We start from the raw sequence: 15,118 nt of genomic DNA on the forward strand, positions 1-15,118 counted from the left end.
GCCGAGCGTACGAGGTACGCCCGTGGCTCAGGCCGACCCGGAGCGGTTGATCGCCGAGTCGTCGGTGCCGAGGTACGACTCGATGACCGCCGGGTGCGAGAGGACCTCGTCCGGCGTGCCGGTGGCGATCACGGCACCGGTCTCGAGCGCGACCAGTTGATCGCAGATGCTCGACAGCAGCGGCATGTCGTGCTCGATCACCAGGATCGAACAACCGGTGCGCTCGCGCACTCGCAGCAGGAGCGGACCCAGGGCCTCGGTCTCCTTCTGCGCGACGCCGCCGGACGGTTCGTCGAGCATCAGCACCGAGGGGTCCTGGGCGAGGATGCAGGCGAGGTCGACGATGCGACGTGAGCCGGTGGAGAGTTCGCCGGTGAGCTTCTCGTGATAGGCGCTCAGGCCCATGAGCTCGACGAGTTCCTCGACCTTGGTCTCGATGTCGATCTCGACCTCGTAGGAGGCCGGCAGACCGAGCGCCGCGGCGACGATGTCGCGGTTGGCGAGGTGCCGCTCGCGAGCGACCGAGATCGTCTCGGCCACGGTCAGGGACGGGTAGAGGCGTGCGTCCTGGAACGAACGGCCGAGGCCGGCGACCGCACGCTCGTGCGGCAACCAGTCGGTGACGTCGAGACCACGGATGCCGATGCGCCCGGCCTCGATCGACAAGAACCCGGAGATGCAGTCCATCAGCGTGGTCTTGCCGGCACCGTTGTGTCCGATGAGGCCGATGATCTGGCCGTCGCGGAGCTGGACGTCGACGTCGTCGACCGCGGTGATGCCGCCGAAACGCTTGGTGATCCCGCGGATGTCGAGCACGGTGTCGGCGTCCTCGGCGATGACGCGGGCCTCGCCCGCCTTCTTCGGTGTGGCCGGGACCTCGGCCGGGTCGTCGGCGGCGGAGCCACCGGCGATGAAGACCGAACGGAGGATGTCGGGGCGGTCGAGCAGTTCACGGGTCGGGCCGGTGAAGCGGAACTCGCCCTTCTCCATGAAGACGGCCCGCTCGGCGAGGTTGAGCGCCACGTTGACCGACTGTTCGACCACGATGATCGTGGTGCCACGGCGGTGGATCTCGTCGACGACCTCGAGCAGGCGGGCGACGATCGTGGGCGCCAGGCCGAGCGACAGTTCGTCGATCATCAACAGTTCGGGCGACGTCATCAGCGCGCCACCGAGTGCGAGCATCTGCTGCTCGCCGCCGGAGAGGTCGCCGGCCATCTGGCCCGACCGCTCCTCGAGGATGGGGAAGAGGTCGAGGACCTCGCGCTTGGCCTCCTTGACCCGCTGTGCATCGTCCCGGATGAGCCAGGAGGCGAGGCGCAGGTTCTCGGCCACGGTCAGCGTCGGGAAGATCCCCTTGCCGCCGGGCATGAGCGCCGCACCCTTGTGGGTGACGAGGTCCGCCGACAGGCCGGTGATGTCCTCGCCGGCGAAGGTGACGGTGCCCGCCTTGGGGGCCTTGAGTCCACAGATCGCCTTGAGGAGGGTCGACTTGCCGGCGCCGTTGGTGCCGAGCAGGGCGACGACCTCGCCGCGCTTCACCTCGAGGTCGACCCCGAAGAGGATCTGGACGGGGCCGTAGCTGACGTCGATGCCCTTGCACTCGAGGATCGTCTCGTCGGTGACGAGGTCGGCCTTCGAGACCTTGGGCTCGGCGTGCAGGACCGGGGCCTCGGGGGCCGGCGCGTCCATGACCGCGGTGGCGTCGGTGCCGTTGCCGGCGGGCGGCTCGGCCCGGAGCGGGGCGCGTCGTCGCTGGGTTCCGTTCGTGTCGCTCATGCGTTCGTTCCCACCAGTTCGGAATCGTCGGAGTCGTCGGAGTCGGCGGCGCCGCCGAGTGCGCCCGTGAGCAGGCTCTCCTCCGGCTCGGTCTCGCCATCGGCCTTCTTGTCGGCGACGAGGGACGGAACGAGGATGTTCCGTCGCTCGGCGACCCGCCGGAGGTAACGGTCACGCAGGCTGGCCGCCAGCTGGGCGAAGCCACCGGGGAAGACGAGGAGCACCACGAGGAGCCCCGCACCCGAGATGAGGGGACGGATCTCGCCCAGGGCGGTGATCGTCGACAGCCACTGGAAGAAGAGCACGCCGCTGACGGCACCCGTCAGGGACCCGAGGCCGCCGATGACGGCGGTCGAGAACACCTCGAGGCTCATCTCCGGGGCGTAGGTCCCCTGGCCGAGCGAACCGAGGATCGTCACGTGGAGACCGCCGGCGATGCCGGCGATGAAGCCGGCAACCAGGAAGGCCGACAACTTGATGCGGGTCGTGGGCACCGACGCCGAGTCAGCGGCTCGTTCGTTGTCTCGGGTCGCGATGATCACGCGACCCGACCTCGTGCCGCGCACGCTCGTCGCGGCGAGGAACGAGAAGGCCAGGAATGCCAGACACAGCGCATACATCGGATATCCGCTGTCGAGGTCCCAGCGTTCCCACAGGACGGGACGTTCGATGTTGTCGGGGATGATCGACGAGAAGTTGTCCGGGTTCAGCACGTAGGAGTTGAGCGCCACCGCGAATGCCAGCGTGCTGACCGCGAGGAAGAGCCCTCGGATCCGCAGTGCGGGCAGTCCGACCACGAGCGCGGTCAGCGCTCCGGCGGCACCGGCGAGGATCAGGACGATGAACAGGTCGAGGTCTTCGCGCAGCAACAGGTTGCCGGCGATGAGGCCGCCCATGCCGGCGATGGCGAACTGCCCGAGGCTGATGTGGCCGCCCCAGCCGGTCAGCAGCACGAGCGACACACCGACCATGGCCCAGACGATGCCGATGGCGGCCAGCAACTGGTTGGAGGGTCCCCAGGTGTACGGGATCCAGACGAAGACCAGCGCGATGACGGCCCAGAGCGCCCACTTCACGTACTTGACCTCGGGCAGGTCACGCAGCTCACGAGGCACGGGCTTGACGATGCCGTCGGAGCTGAAGCTGGCGCTCTCGGAGTTCATGGCCCGGGAGAGCGACGCCCGCTGTGCGAGCAGCGCGACCAGGATGACAGCGAGGAAGAACATCGTCGTGATCGACGGTGTTCCGGTGCCGTTCCAGCGCACGATCTGATCGAGCATGCCGAGACCGATGCCGGCGATGAAGGCCGTGGGCAGCGACTCGAGCCGGGCGACCACCGCCGCAGCGAGGGCGGGCAGCAACACGGCCGGGCCGGCGGAGACGACGCCGGGCGAGATGCCCGACGACGGCGCCTGCAGGACGTAGGTGAGGGCGGCGAGGCCGCCGGCGATCATCCAGACGATGCGTCCGAGCTTGTAGACGGGGATGCCGAGCAGGAGCGCCCGGTCCTCGTTCTCGGCTGCGGCGCGGATGGCGACGCCGGCGTCGGTCCGCAGGAGGAACCAGGCCAGACCGGCGATCACGAGCGGGACGACGGCGATGATGAGGATCTCGTCACCCGTCATCGTCTTGATGCCGCCCTCGAGCGTGATCCGCAGATCGAGGGGGATCGTGAATCCGCCGGCGAGGGAGATGAATCCGATGGCCTTGTTGGCGAAGAGGCTGAGGACACCGAAGATCTGCGCGAGGCCGATCGACGCCACGGTGACGATCAGACGGCTCGAGTTCTTGAACCGGCGGATGACCAACTCGGTGACGAAACCGACGGCGACGCCGATCACGACCGCGAGCACCAGCGCCGCGAAGAACGGGAACCCGTGCTCGAGGTGGAGACCCAGGGCGAAGGCCCCGGGAAGCGCGCCCATCGCGGCGTACGAGAAGTTGACGAACCGGTTCGTCCGGTAGATCAGGATGAGGCCCATCGCCAACAGCGCGGTGGTCGTGCCCTGGACGGTGCCGATGAACAGCACCGAGTAGGGGGCCTTGTCCTGGAGAAAGTCGGCGGTCAGCGGCAGGTTGTACAGCCCGAAGTAGGCCAACACGACGCCGACACCGACGAAGATCGCCCGGTCGCGCTTGCTCCAGCTCCCGAGCGTCGCCGCTCCGGGGATGCGTTCCAGTACTGCAGTCATGACGGAGGCCTCAGGGTGTCGCCGGCGGGGATCTGTCCGAACTCGTAGCGTTGGCTCTTGGTGTGCGGCATGTAGGTGCCCTGCTTGCCGTTGTACGGCGAGATGGCGTTGCGGTCCCAGTAGATCTCGCGCACGTCGTTGGCGGCGGTGCGGTCACCGGGGCCGAACTTCCACAGACCGACCGTGCCGTTCTTCTGCGGGTAGTTGAACATCCCGTCGGAGAGCGACTGCGGTGTCAGGTTGGGGCCGGCGCCCTGGATGCCGATCGCCAACATGTACATCTGGTAGTAGATGAGGTCGACCGAGAAGGCGGGCTCCTCGTTGGGCCGGACCGACTTGAACGCCTCGTAGGCGATCGTCTGCGTCGGCGGCACGAACGGCTCGAGCGAGCTGATGCCGAAGGCGTGCTCGGCGAAGTTCTGGTCCCAGAGCTGGCCGACGATGTCGGCGTCGGTGAGCGCCGTGCCGGCGATGATGAACTCCGGGTAGTACGACTCACGGTTGGCGACGCCTGACAGGAACACGGGGAGGACCGGGTCGCAGCCACAGACCACGGTCGTGACGCCCTGGTTCTTGAGCTTCGGGATGATGTTGTTGGCCTGGCTCGACATCGTGGCCAGGTCGAGCTGGTACTTGACGTTCTCACCCGGGTCGTTGCCGGCCTCCTGGGTGATGCGTCGGGAGTTGTTCACCGACTCCTGGTACCAGGAGTTCTCCGGCGCGATGGTCGCGAACTTCCGGGTCTTGGTCTTGAGGTCGCCGCCCGCGTTGACCGCCGTCTTCCCGTGGAGCTTCTTGTTGGCGTACTCGGAGGCGAGCTCGGACACCCGGGTGCCGTCGGTGGCCAACGACCAGGCGAACGGTGCCCGCTCCTCGTGCCACTGACGCGAGAGGTACGGGGTGCCGAAACCGATGACCCCGCGGTCGGCGAGGGCGTCGGCGTAGGGCTCCGACGTGGCCGACAGGTCGGCGAACGTACCGAGCTCCTCGGCCACCTTCACGGCGTCGGCCTCGGCCTTGTCGCGACCCTTGCCCAGCAGTTCGTTGGTGTTCGAGCCCTGGCCGTCGTAGAAGACGATCTCCATCGAGCGGCCGTAGAACTCCATGCGGGTGCTGAAGTACTCGGCGAACACGGTGATCGTGGACTGGATGGTCTGCGGGGTGTCCGAGAGGCTGGCACCGGCGAGCTCGGCCAGCGTCTGCTGGAAGCCCTTCTCGCCGCCCAGGACTCGGTAGGACACGCGGATCTTGTCGCCGGTCACGCCCTTGGCGGTCGCACCGCCGTTGTTGCCGCCACCCCAGGCCACACAGGGAGGCGAGTACTCGTCGCCGGGGATCTGCTCGGCCCGGTCGGGGCACGCCTGGACACCGGCGACAGGTGCGACGCCGTTGCCTTGTCCGTCGGCGGCGACGGGACCAGCCGGAGCGGGGGCTCCGTCGGTCACCGCGGGATCGGCTTCGCCGGACTCGGCATCGTCGGTGGCGACGGTCGTGGTCGTGGCGTCGGGGTCGAAGAAGCTCTCGCCCTGCGGAGCGAAGCCCTGGCTCGCCGTCGATGCCACGCTCTCGGGAGCGAGCGTGGGCGCGAAGAGCGCCATCACGACGAGCATCACGCCGAGGACGGCCAGCGGGCCGTAGCCACGGAACGACCGTTGCTGGACCGTGAACGAGCGGTGGACGTCGACGACGTCGTCGGGGGTGGGGGCGGCCATCAGCGGACCTCAGCGGGGAGAGAGACGATGACGAGACCGGACTCGGTGGCGTCGGTGGTGTTCGACTCCGCCGGGGCCTCGGTGCTCAGGGTGGGGACGAGCGCGGCCATCAGCATCAACGCCAGCGCCAGCAGCGCCAGCGGGCCGTAGCCACGGAACAGACGCCGGTAGACGGGCGCCGATCCCTGGGGCGGGATGTTGGCCTCGTAGGTGAGGTTGCCGGACATCAGATCATGGCCTCCATCGGCACGGAACGCTGTGCCCTTCGCATCTTGCGGCGGTCGAGTTCGGCGAGGGCACCGAGCAGGAGGAGCCCGCCGAGGCCCACGAGCACGAGCGGTCCGCCACGAGTACCGGCGATGCGCTCGAGGGCCGGCGCTGCCGTCTCCGGTGACGTCGACGCTGCCGGTTCGGTGACGACGGACGTGTCGGAGTCGGTCGGGGCCGAGCCGCCCGTGAGGTTCGAGCCGGTGGTGCCCAGCGTGCCCTGGGAGACACCACCGGAGTCGGCGGGCAGGGAGACGGGCGGCGTGAACGCCGGCAGTTCGCCGAGCAGGCTCGTCTGGCCGAGTTCGCCGGTCCGGGCGGTGACCCCGCCGAGCTCGATGTTCAGCGAACCAGCGCCGGTGACGGAGCCGAGTGCGATGTCGGCGATGGTGATGTACGAGGCGTTGCCGCAGTCCATCTCGAGGAGTGCGTTGACCAGCGCCTCGCGGACGGGCTGGAGTGCGCCGACCACGCCGCCGACGACGCCGTCGCGGAGCTCGCTGGGCACGATGCCGATCCGGAGCGGGTCGACGAACGAGATGCCCGATTCGTTGCGCACGGTCGGCGGGTCGATCCGGATTCCGAGCGGCTCGATCAGCGGGTTGATCTGTGCCAGGGCGTCGATGGCGTCGCCCGCAGGAATCGGCTGTGCCGTTCCCCCGACGACGATGCCCTCGATGGTGAACGTTCCCGACACCTGCTCGGCGGGGGCGCTCTGCCAGATGGCTTCCCAGCGCAGGCCCTTGAGGACCAGCGCGTCGCCGCCGATGCTGACCTTCGAGACCTCGGTGACGGCGGTGGCCACGCGCTTGCCGTCGATGACCCCGGAGCTCGTCTCGCTCACCGTGCTCCCGATGAGGACGGCTCCGTCCTGGCCGGCGGCGGCGGTGATCGCCCGCGACTTGGCCAGCGGCGAGTCGTCGGCCTTGGCGTACTTCTCGACGCCGTTCTCGCTCTCGGTCTTGCCGGAAGCGGCGTTCTCCTCGCCCGAGCGGACGACCAGCGGCTGCGGCTGGTCTTCCTTGGCGTAGGTGGGGTCGCCACCGTCACAGCCCTCGCCGGCGAGCGTCGTGCCGATGACGCCGAGGTCGAGCGAACGGGCCTCGCCGACGGCCACCTTGTTCTGGTGTCCTGCGAGTGCCATGCCGTAGGTCAGGCCGAACGACAGACGACCACTGCGGGGGTCGATCTTGTACCCCTGCGCGTAGGCCGTGCCGGTCCCCGGGTCGACCGCGGTCTGACCCGATGCCGGCGTCGAAGTCGCGATCAGGCCAGCCATACCCGCTGCCCAGACGGCGCCGATGGCCACCGTCCGTCGAAAGGCGAAGTACTTGGTGTTCACGTGACCCCCACGTCAATGCAGACTCGTTGGTTCGACCCGGCCCGGACCGCCGTGACGACGGACCGGAACCACCGGTAACAGGTTGTTCGTGATCGATGTCACGTCCTCCTGTCTTCCGGAGCCGGATATCCTAGGGTCCGATTTGTCCGAATCGGACATCGCGGCGCGTTCGCGCGAGCATCGCGACGTGCACGACGACCCCGTTCTCCAGCGACGGCGCCGGATCGCCGGCCTCGTCGATCTCGGGCAGCGAGTCGGCTACTCCGCCTTCGGCCTGGCCATCGTGGCGTTCGTCGTCGGACTGTTCACCGACTTCGGCACCGTGTCCGGAGTGATCGTGGCCCTCATCGTGGTGGGGTCGCTCGTACTCGCACCGGCGATCGTGTTCGGCTACGCCGTCAAGGCGGCGGAGCGCGAGGACCGGCAAGAGGGTCGCCGGACCATGGCAGACGACGACTGACGTCTCGCTACCGGTGAGGCCGTCTACCAGCCGCGCTCGCCCGTGCGGGGCGGGAGCACGCGGCTGAAGCGGCGACGGCGGGCCTTCACGGCCAGCAGGTCCGCGGACAGCTTCCGGGCCGGCATCGGCCGGATCGGCTGAGCGGGACGGCGGGTCGTCTTCGACGGTGCGCTGTTGCGACTGGACACGGGTCGTTGTTCGCCTCGCTCCTCGGCCGTTCCTTCTCTCGATCCGGAAAATCCCGTGGGCGGTGCCGGTCTGTCCGAAATGCGGGGGTGTGGGCGTCGGAACGGCCGCCGATGTGCCCTCCGAGACCCCGTGGTGGTACGAATCGACCGATGTCGTCCCGTCTCCCCGCCGCGCGACGCAAGGAGCAGATCCTCGCGGTCGCGCTCCCGGTCTTCGCCGAACGGGGATTCCACCTCACGTCCATGAACGACGTGGCCGACGCCGCCGGTGTGACGAAACCGGTGCTCTACCAGCACTTCTCTTCCAAGCGCAGCCTCTATCTCGAACTCCTGCGATCGGTCGGCGACCGCCTCATGGTCGCCATCCAGACCGCGGCGTCCCAGGCCCACCACCCCCGCCAGCAGGTGGAGGACGGCCTCGGCGCCTACTTCACGTTCGTCGCCGACCATCCCGATGCCTATCGCCTCATGTTCGGTGGCGGGACCCGACGCGACACCGAGTTCGCCGAGGAGGCGACGCGCGTCGAGCTGGCGATCGCCGAGGCCATCGCGCCGCTGATCCGGATCGAGGGGCTGGAAGACCGCGAGCGCCTGCTGTTCGCACACGGCATCGTCGGTCTGGCCGAGGGCACCACGCGGCACTGGCGGGCGCACGAACGCCAGATCGAGCCGGCGGCCGTCGCCGCACTCGTGGCCGACCTCGCCTGGCGGGGCCTGCGCAGCGCTCGCTCCGACGCCCCGTGACCGTGCCCGCTGCGGGAGACCCGGGCGAAGAAGATCCGGCCGTCGGCGTGGGTCCACATCCGCAGCCGTGGCCCGACGACCCTCGCCTCGACCCCGCCCTGCTCGAGGAAGGCGACCGTCGCAACGTCGCCGACCGCTTCCGTTACTGGCGCATGGACGCCATCGTCACCGAACTGGACACCCACCGGCACCCGTTCCACGTGGCGATCGAGAACTGGCAGCACGACCGCAACATCGGCGGCGTCGTCCGCAACGCCAATGCGTTCCTCGCTGCCGAGGTCCACATCGTCGGCCGGCGACGGTGGAATCGCCGTGGCGCGATGGTGACCGAGCAGTACCAGCACCTGCGTCACCACGACGACGTCGAGGCGCTCGTCGCGTTCGCGCAGGCGAACGACCTCCCACTCGTCGGGATCGACAACGTGCCCGGTTCCGTGCCGCTCGAGACCACGCCGCTCCCCCGCAATGCCCTGTTGGTCTTCGGACAGGAGGGACCCGGGCTGTCGGATGCCGCCATCGACGCCGCCGACATCGTCTGCTCGATCGAGATGTTCGGTTCGACCCGTTCGATCAACGCCGCCGTCGCCTCGGGCATCGCCATGCACACCTGGATCCGCCAGCATGTCCACGGACACCCATGTTGATCCTCCTCCCCCCTTCTGAGGGCAAGGCCAGCGGTCAGCGAGGACGCCCGCTCGACCTCGACCGGCTCTCCTTCTCGGAACTCGCCCCGACCCGTACCGCGGTCATCGACGCCCTCGTCGCCGCCTCTGGCCGTGACGATGCGTTGGCGGTCCTCGGCGCACCAGCAGGGGCAAAAGACCAGGTCAGCGGCAACGTCGACCTCTGGACGGCTCCGACGCTGCCGGCCTCGGGTCTGTACACCGGCGTGCTGTACGACGCCCTCGACCTCGCCTCGCTCGACGCTGCGGCCAAGCGCCGAGCCAACAAGCGACTGGTCGTCGTCAGCGCGCTCTTCGGCGCGCTGCGCCCCTCGGACCGGGTGCCGTCCTACCGCCTGTCGATGGACGTCGACCTCCCGGGCGTCGGCAAGCTCGCGGCCGCCTGGCGCGACCCGCTGGCCGCCGTGCTGCCCGAGGCTGCCGGGCGGGGCCTCGTGGTGGACATGCGGTCGTCGACCTACGTGGCGGCGTGGAAGCCCGTCGGCGCTCTCGGCGAGCGGACCGTGTCGATCCACGTCGTGCGCGAGGAGAACGGCAAGCGCTCGGTCGTCAGCCACATGGCGAAACACACCCGTGGGCTCGTCGCCCGCCACCTGCTGGAGACCGGGATCGACCCTCGGACACCCGAGGCGCTCGCCGACGCGCTCGCCGACGAGTACCACGTCGAACTCGAAAACGCTCGTGCGGGTCGCCCGCGCCGTCTGGAGATCGTCGAACCCGCCTGAACCGGGTCAGGGCTGCTTGCGCAGCGTCCGACGGGCGCCCGGGATGGCGCCGATCAGGTTGGTGACCGTGCTCGTCAGCTCGCCGACGGTCCCCTCGAGATTCCCGATCCGGCCGTCGACGGCCTCGAACGTCTCCTGGAGTTCGCCGAGACGCCCATCCATGCTCGACAAGCGGGTCTCCAGCGTGTCGGTCGTCCGGTCGAGTGCCGCGGTGAGCGCCTCGAGTTGCCCGGGGAGTCGCGACATCGCGGAGATGAGCTTGCGCACCCGGTAGAGCGTGAACGGGGCGCGGCCGAGTTCGCCGAGAACCCGCAGCCACCAGGCCAGGATCTCGTCGGGCGAGGGAGGACGGATGGTCGGGGTCGCGACCGCGTCGTGGGGCGGGTCGAGGTGCTCGACATGCGGAAGCGGCGTGACGCTCATCGAGGCGCCACCTTATGGACCGACGGAGACGATGCGGGAGACTGTGAGGTGATGGCCGTCAATCCCACCGTCCTGGACCCGCAGCAGCGGAACCGCGACCTCGAACGGATGCGGACCGAGGCGTTCGACGTCGTCGTGATCGGTGGTGGCGTCACCGGCGCCGGCGTCGCGCTCGACGCTGCCAGTCGGGGCCTGCGCGTGGCGTTGGTCGAACAACGGGACTTCGCCGCCGGTACGTCGAGTCGGTCGTCGAAGCTCTTCCACGGTGGTCTGCGGTATCTCGAGCAGTTCGAGTTCGGCTTGGTGACCGAGGCATTGCACGAACGCAACCTGATGCTGCGGCGACTGTGCCCCCACCTGACCCGGCCGGTGTCGTTCGTGTACCCGCTCACCCACCGGGTGTGGGAGCGCCCCTACGTCGGCGCCGGCATCGCGCTCTACGACGTGCTCGCCGCGTTCGGCGACAACCCGCTCCCCCGTCACCGCCACCTCTCGAAGCGCTCGGCATCGGCACTCGTGCCGTCGTTGCGCACCGACGCCTTCACCGGCGGCGTCCAGTACTGGGACGCACAGGTCGACGACGCCCGCCACACCATGGCCGTCGTCCGGACCGCGGCGGGTCACGGCGCAGCGATCGCGTCGTCGGTACGAGCGGTCGACATCCACCGTGACGACGACGGCGTCGAGGCACTCGAGGTCTGTGATCTCGAGACCGACACCCGGTTCCGAATCGCGACCCGGCAGATCATCAACGCCACCGGCGTCTGGACGGATCAGATCCAGGACCTCGTCGGCGGTTCGTCACTGCGGGTCCGCGCATCGAAGGGCGTGCACCTGGTCATCCCTCGCGACCGCATCGACGCCGGTTCCGGGCTCATCTGCCGCACGCCCACGTCGGTCCTCTTCGTCATCCCGTGGGGTTCCCACTGGCTCGTCGGCACCACCGACTCGGACTGGGACCTCGACCTGGCCCATCCGGCGGCCAGCAGCACCGATCTCGACTACCTGATCGACCAGGCGAACCGTTGGCTCGACCCGGGCCTGACCCGTGACGACGTGATCGGGGTGTACGCCGGACTCCGTCCGCTCCTCTACGGCGAGTCGGAGTCGACGTCGAAGCTGAGTCGGGAACACGCGGTGAGCACGGTGACGCCCGGGCTCATCACCGTGGCCGGCGGGAAGTACACGACCTACCGGGTGATGGCCGCCGACGCCGTCGACGCCGCGGTTGGCGCACTCGGCCGGACCGAGGTGTCGCGGACCGAGGACATCCCGCTCGTCGGCGCTGCCGGCTGGGATGCCTTCCGGGCACGCCGCGACGAACTCGCCACGTCGTCCGGGCTCGACGGCCGGGTCATCGACCACCTCCTCGGGCGCTTCGGGACCGAGACGGTCGAGGTGCTCGAACTGCTCCGCCAGGATCCGTCGCTGGCGGCGACGCTGCCGGGCACCGACGAGTACCTCGCGGTCGAGGTCCACATCGCGGCCGCAATCGAAGGCGCGCTGCACCTCGACGACGTGCTCACCCGCCGCACGCGCATCTCGATCGAGACGCCCGACCGCGGCGTGTCGGCAGCACCCGTCGCCGCCGCCATCATGGGCCGTGTCCTCGGGTGGGACGACGCCACCATCGCCACCGAGGTCGAGTCGTACCGGACCCGCGTCGCGGCGGAGATCGACAGCCAGCAGGCGACCGACGACCGCACCGCCGACGAACGCCGCCTGGGCGCCCCCGACGTCCGTCGCGGCGCCGTCTGACCCGACGGCCCCAAGATCCGTTCTGGGTGCGCGATCGGTACTCCAGACATCCCGATCGCGCACCCAGAACCAGATCTCTGTACCCCCGGGGTGGGGTGGAGTGGGCGTCGGGTCAGGAGGACTCGACGATGGCGCGGAGCTCGGGCCAGGCGGCGGCGAAACCGGCGTGGCACGGGAGCGTGTCGACCTCGTCGACGGTGAACCATCCGACGGCGTCGGTCTCGAAGTTGGCACTGCTCCCGAACGGTTCGGCGACCTCGACCACGATGGTGGTGTAGGCCCAGTCGTCGGCGGGGTCGAAGACGACCTCACCGATCACCTCGTGTGCCGGCACCGCGCCGACCTCCTCGGCCGCTTCACGCAACGCACCTTCGTGCGGGGTCTCGCCGTCGTCGAGGGCACCGCCGGCCACCGACCACGTCCCCCCTTCGTGTGCCCAGGCCGATCGCTTCTGGAGCATCACCTTCGGAGCTCCGTCGGCTCGGTGGACGAACAGGGCGCCAGCGGCGCCGAAGCGTCCCCATCGCACATGCCCGTCACTGCATCGGACGAACCCGTCGCCGCTCCCCTGCATGACCGTCAGACCTGGTAGCCGGACGGATTCTGGCGCTGCCAGTTCCAGTGGTCTCGGCACATGTCGTCGAGGTCGAAGCGGGCCGTCCACCGCAGCAGGTCCTCGGCGCGGGCGGTGTCGGCGAAGACGCACGGCACGTCGCCGGGTCGTCGCTCCACGACCTCGTGGGGGATCTCCCGTCCGACCGCTCGGCCGGCAGCGGCGACGACCTCGAGCACCGACGACCCGGTCCCGGTACCGACGTTGACCGCTTCGCAGCCGTCGATGCGCTCGAGCGCACCCAGCGCAGCGAGATGGGCGTCGGCCAGGTCGACGACGTGGATGTAGTCACGGATGCAGGTGCCGTCCGGTGTGTCGTAGTCGCCACCGAAGACCCGGAGGCGCTCGAGCCGGCCCACCGCGACCTGCATGGCGAACGGCATCAGGTTGTTGGGGATCCCGGTCGGGTCCTCGCCGATGGTGCCGCTCGGATGTGCACCGACGGGGTTGAAGTACCGCAGCAGGATCGTGCGCCAGCGGTCGTCCGCTGCCGCGACGTCGCGGAGCATCTCCTCGATGTAGAGCTTGGTACGGCCGTACGGGCTCACCGCGCCGATCGGGGCCGACTCGGTGATCGGCACCACCTCGGGCTCGCCGTAGACCGTGCACGACGACGAGAACGCGAGGTCGAACACCTCGTGCTCGGCCATGGCCGACAGCAGGCTCACCGTGCCGGCCAGGTTGTTGTCGTAGTAGGCGAGCGGGATGTCGACCGACTCGCCGACGGCCTTGAGCCCGGCGAAGTGCACCACCTGGTCGACCGAGTGTCGGTCGAAGACGGCCGACAATGCGCCGCGGTCACGAAGGTCGACCTCGTTGAACGTCAGCGAACCGTCGGCCAAGGAGCGCACCCGATCGATCGCCACCGTCGACGAGTTCGACAAGTTGTCGACCACGACCACGTCGTGGCCCGCCGTCAGGAGCTGCACACAGGTGTGCGAGCCGATGTAGCCGGCACCGCCGGTGACCAGGATCGTCGCCATCGGTCGGATCCTACGGTCAGGTCGGGCTCGTGCTCCGCTCCACGGCGCCGAAGCGGAACAGGGCGAGCAGGACACCGAAGGCGAGCGCCCCGAACGCGAGGTGTGCCGTCCCGAGCCCGTCCTTCATACCCGTGACTCCGAGCCAGGCGAGCACGGCACCGGCGGCCGGGCTCAGCACGAGCACCCGGCGAGCGCTGTAGTCCATGCGCCGTCGGGCCACCTGGACGAACTCGATCCCGGCCACCAGCGTGAGCGCAAGGACCAGTCCGATGTCTCCAGCCTGGAGATCGTCGCTCCACGACGAGAGCAGCAACGCCAGCGCGGGGAAGAACCCGGCGAACATCGCGAGACATCGCCGGCACACGAACCGGTCGCCGACGCGTACGCAGCGGTCGGCCTCGTCGGCGTGGTGGTGCGAGAGCCACCGCGGCGCGAGCGCGTCCCGTCGGTCCGATCCGGTCATGGAAGAGGTTTCGGAAGATCCGGCCCCGGACTTGAGCCCGGCCGCGACCTAACCGAGTTGGTCGTGCAGGAAGCTGGTCACCTCGGGCCAGATCTCGGCCGCGAGCTCGTTGTCCTGCGTACCGAGGGCGTTGTGCGGCGCCATGAACGCATGGCCGCTGCCGGAATGGACGGTGAGGGTGGCGTCCTTGCCCAGACCCTGGAGGTAGGCCTCGAGTGCCTGGGCCTGCTCGGGTGGGAAGAAGTCGTCGTGCTCGGCCATGTGGCCCCGGATGACGGCTTCGATCGCGGAGAGGTCGGCCGGCCCACCCTCGATCGGCGGGAACCCGTAGAACGGAACGGCGGCCTTCACCTTGTCGGGGCGCAGCGAGGCGATCACGAACGTCAGCATCCCGCCCATGCAGAAGCCGACGACACCGATGCCGTCACCCGTCGTCGCTTCGTGGTCGGCGAGGAAGTCGACGGCGCCACCCATGTCGCGCCCGGCGCGGTCGATCGGCAGCTCGGTCATGAGCTGGCTCGCCTTGTCCATCTCGTCGTGCGCCGCGAGTTCGCCGTGGTAGAGGTCGGGTGCCAGCGCCACGAACCCGGCCTCGGCCAATCGGTCGGCCATGGTCTTGGTCCCCGAGTCGAGGCCCCACCACTCCTGGACCACGAGGACGCCGGGTCCGGTACCGCCGGCGGGCAGGGCCAGGTACCCCGATGCCGAGTTGCCGTTGCTCGCGAATTCAACCGTTTCAGCCATGTTCCGGAACCTACCGCCCACACCCCCACCCCCGTTCTGGTG

The 15,118-nt window shown here is 69.3% G+C and carries 15 protein-coding genes; 5 read left to right on the plus strand and 10 right to left on the minus strand.

What is annotated here, in order from left to right; translation table 11 throughout:
- Positions 1-27 precede the first annotated feature (27 nt).
- From AB8619_RS14180 to AB8619_RS14200, 5 genes are read right to left on the minus strand one after another with little or no spacing between them, the layout of a single operon-like run.
- Entirely contained in the window at positions 28-1,779 is a 1,752-nt protein-coding gene (locus AB8619_RS14180; RefSeq protein ID WP_436793283.1) for an ATP-binding cassette domain-containing protein, read from the minus strand.
- A complete protein-coding gene (locus AB8619_RS14185; RefSeq protein WP_436793284.1) occupies positions 1,776-3,971 on the minus strand; it encodes an ABC transporter permease in 2,196 nt (731 codons plus the stop codon). Before AB8619_RS14185 ends, AB8619_RS14180 begins: the two co-directional genes overlap by 4 nt.
- Entirely contained in the window at positions 3,968-5,683 is a 1,716-nt protein-coding gene (locus AB8619_RS14190; RefSeq protein ID WP_436793285.1) for a hypothetical protein, read from the minus strand. The genes AB8619_RS14185 and AB8619_RS14190 overlap by 4 nt, the downstream gene beginning before the upstream one ends.
- Entirely contained in the window at positions 5,683-5,910 is a 228-nt protein-coding gene (locus tag AB8619_RS14195) for a hypothetical protein (protein ID WP_436793286.1), read from the minus strand. Before AB8619_RS14195 ends, AB8619_RS14190 begins: the two co-directional genes overlap by 1 nt.
- Positions 5,910-7,292 (minus strand): hypothetical protein, encoded by a 1,383-nt coding sequence (locus AB8619_RS14200; protein ID WP_436793287.1) that lies wholly within the window; start codon positions 7,290-7,292, stop codon positions 5,910-5,912. The genes AB8619_RS14195 and AB8619_RS14200 overlap by 1 nt, the downstream gene beginning before the upstream one ends.
- A 187-nt stretch (positions 7,293-7,479) precedes the next feature.
- On the opposite strand from AB8619_RS14200, the gene AB8619_RS14205 reads away from it, so the two are divergent.
- The 4 genes from AB8619_RS14205 to AB8619_RS14220 all read left to right on the plus strand — a co-directional run bounded on the left by AB8619_RS14205 (position 7,480) and on the right by AB8619_RS14220 (position 10,092).
- A complete protein-coding gene (locus tag AB8619_RS14205; RefSeq protein WP_436793288.1) occupies positions 7,480-7,752 on the plus strand; it encodes a hypothetical protein in 273 nt (90 codons plus the stop codon).
- Positions 7,753-8,090: 338 nt separating this feature from the next.
- Entirely contained in the window at positions 8,091-8,684 is a 594-nt protein-coding gene (locus AB8619_RS14210) for a TetR/AcrR family transcriptional regulator (protein WP_436793289.1), read from the plus strand.
- Complete coding sequence (locus tag AB8619_RS14215; protein ID WP_436793290.1) at positions 8,681-9,328, plus strand: TrmH family RNA methyltransferase; 648 nt, start codon at positions 8,681-8,683, stop codon at positions 9,326-9,328. The genes AB8619_RS14210 and AB8619_RS14215 overlap by 4 nt, the downstream gene beginning before the upstream one ends.
- Positions 9,322-10,092 (plus strand): YaaA family protein, encoded by a 771-nt coding sequence (locus AB8619_RS14220; protein ID WP_436793291.1) that lies wholly within the window; start codon positions 9,322-9,324, stop codon positions 10,090-10,092. Before AB8619_RS14215 ends, AB8619_RS14220 begins: the two co-directional genes overlap by 7 nt.
- Before the next feature lie 6 nt (positions 10,093-10,098).
- Here the strand turns inward: AB8619_RS14220 and AB8619_RS14225 are convergent, their stop codons facing one another.
- Complete coding sequence (locus tag AB8619_RS14225; protein ID WP_436793292.1) at positions 10,099-10,515, minus strand: hypothetical protein; 417 nt, start codon at positions 10,513-10,515, stop codon at positions 10,099-10,101.
- Between the two features lie 51 nt (positions 10,516-10,566).
- On the opposite strand from AB8619_RS14225, the gene AB8619_RS14230 reads away from it, so the two are divergent.
- Positions 10,567-12,273, plus strand: a complete 1,707-nt coding sequence (locus AB8619_RS14230) for a glycerol-3-phosphate dehydrogenase/oxidase (RefSeq protein ID WP_436793293.1) — start codon at positions 10,567-10,569, stop codon at positions 12,271-12,273.
- A gap of 112 nt (positions 12,274-12,385) precedes the next feature.
- Here the strand turns inward: AB8619_RS14230 and AB8619_RS14235 are convergent, their stop codons facing one another.
- Genes AB8619_RS14235 through AB8619_RS14250 form a run of 4 tightly spaced genes read right to left on the minus strand, consistent with a single transcriptional unit; the run spans position 12,386 to position 15,076 of the window.
- Complete coding sequence (locus AB8619_RS14235) at positions 12,386-12,847, minus strand: NUDIX domain-containing protein (protein ID WP_436793294.1); 462 nt, start codon at positions 12,845-12,847, stop codon at positions 12,386-12,388.
- Positions 12,848-12,852: 5 nt separating this feature from the next.
- Positions 12,853-13,869, minus strand: coding sequence for a UDP-glucose 4-epimerase GalE (gene galE, locus AB8619_RS14240; protein ID WP_436793295.1), 1,017 nt, complete (start codon positions 13,867-13,869; stop codon positions 12,853-12,855).
- A gap of 16 nt (positions 13,870-13,885) precedes the next feature.
- Complete coding sequence (locus AB8619_RS14245) at positions 13,886-14,332, minus strand: hypothetical protein (RefSeq protein WP_436793296.1); 447 nt, start codon at positions 14,330-14,332, stop codon at positions 13,886-13,888.
- A gap of 48 nt (positions 14,333-14,380) precedes the next feature.
- Positions 14,381-15,076, minus strand: coding sequence for a dienelactone hydrolase family protein (locus AB8619_RS14250; protein WP_436793297.1), 696 nt, complete (start codon positions 15,074-15,076; stop codon positions 14,381-14,383).
- Between the last annotated feature and the right edge of the window lie 42 nt (positions 15,077-15,118).

The sequence above is a fragment of the Actinospongiicola halichondriae genome, from assembly GCF_049103745.1.
GTDB classification, from domain to species: Bacteria; Actinomycetota; Acidimicrobiia; order Acidimicrobiales; family Salinilacustritrichaceae; genus Salinilacustrithrix; species Salinilacustrithrix halichondriae.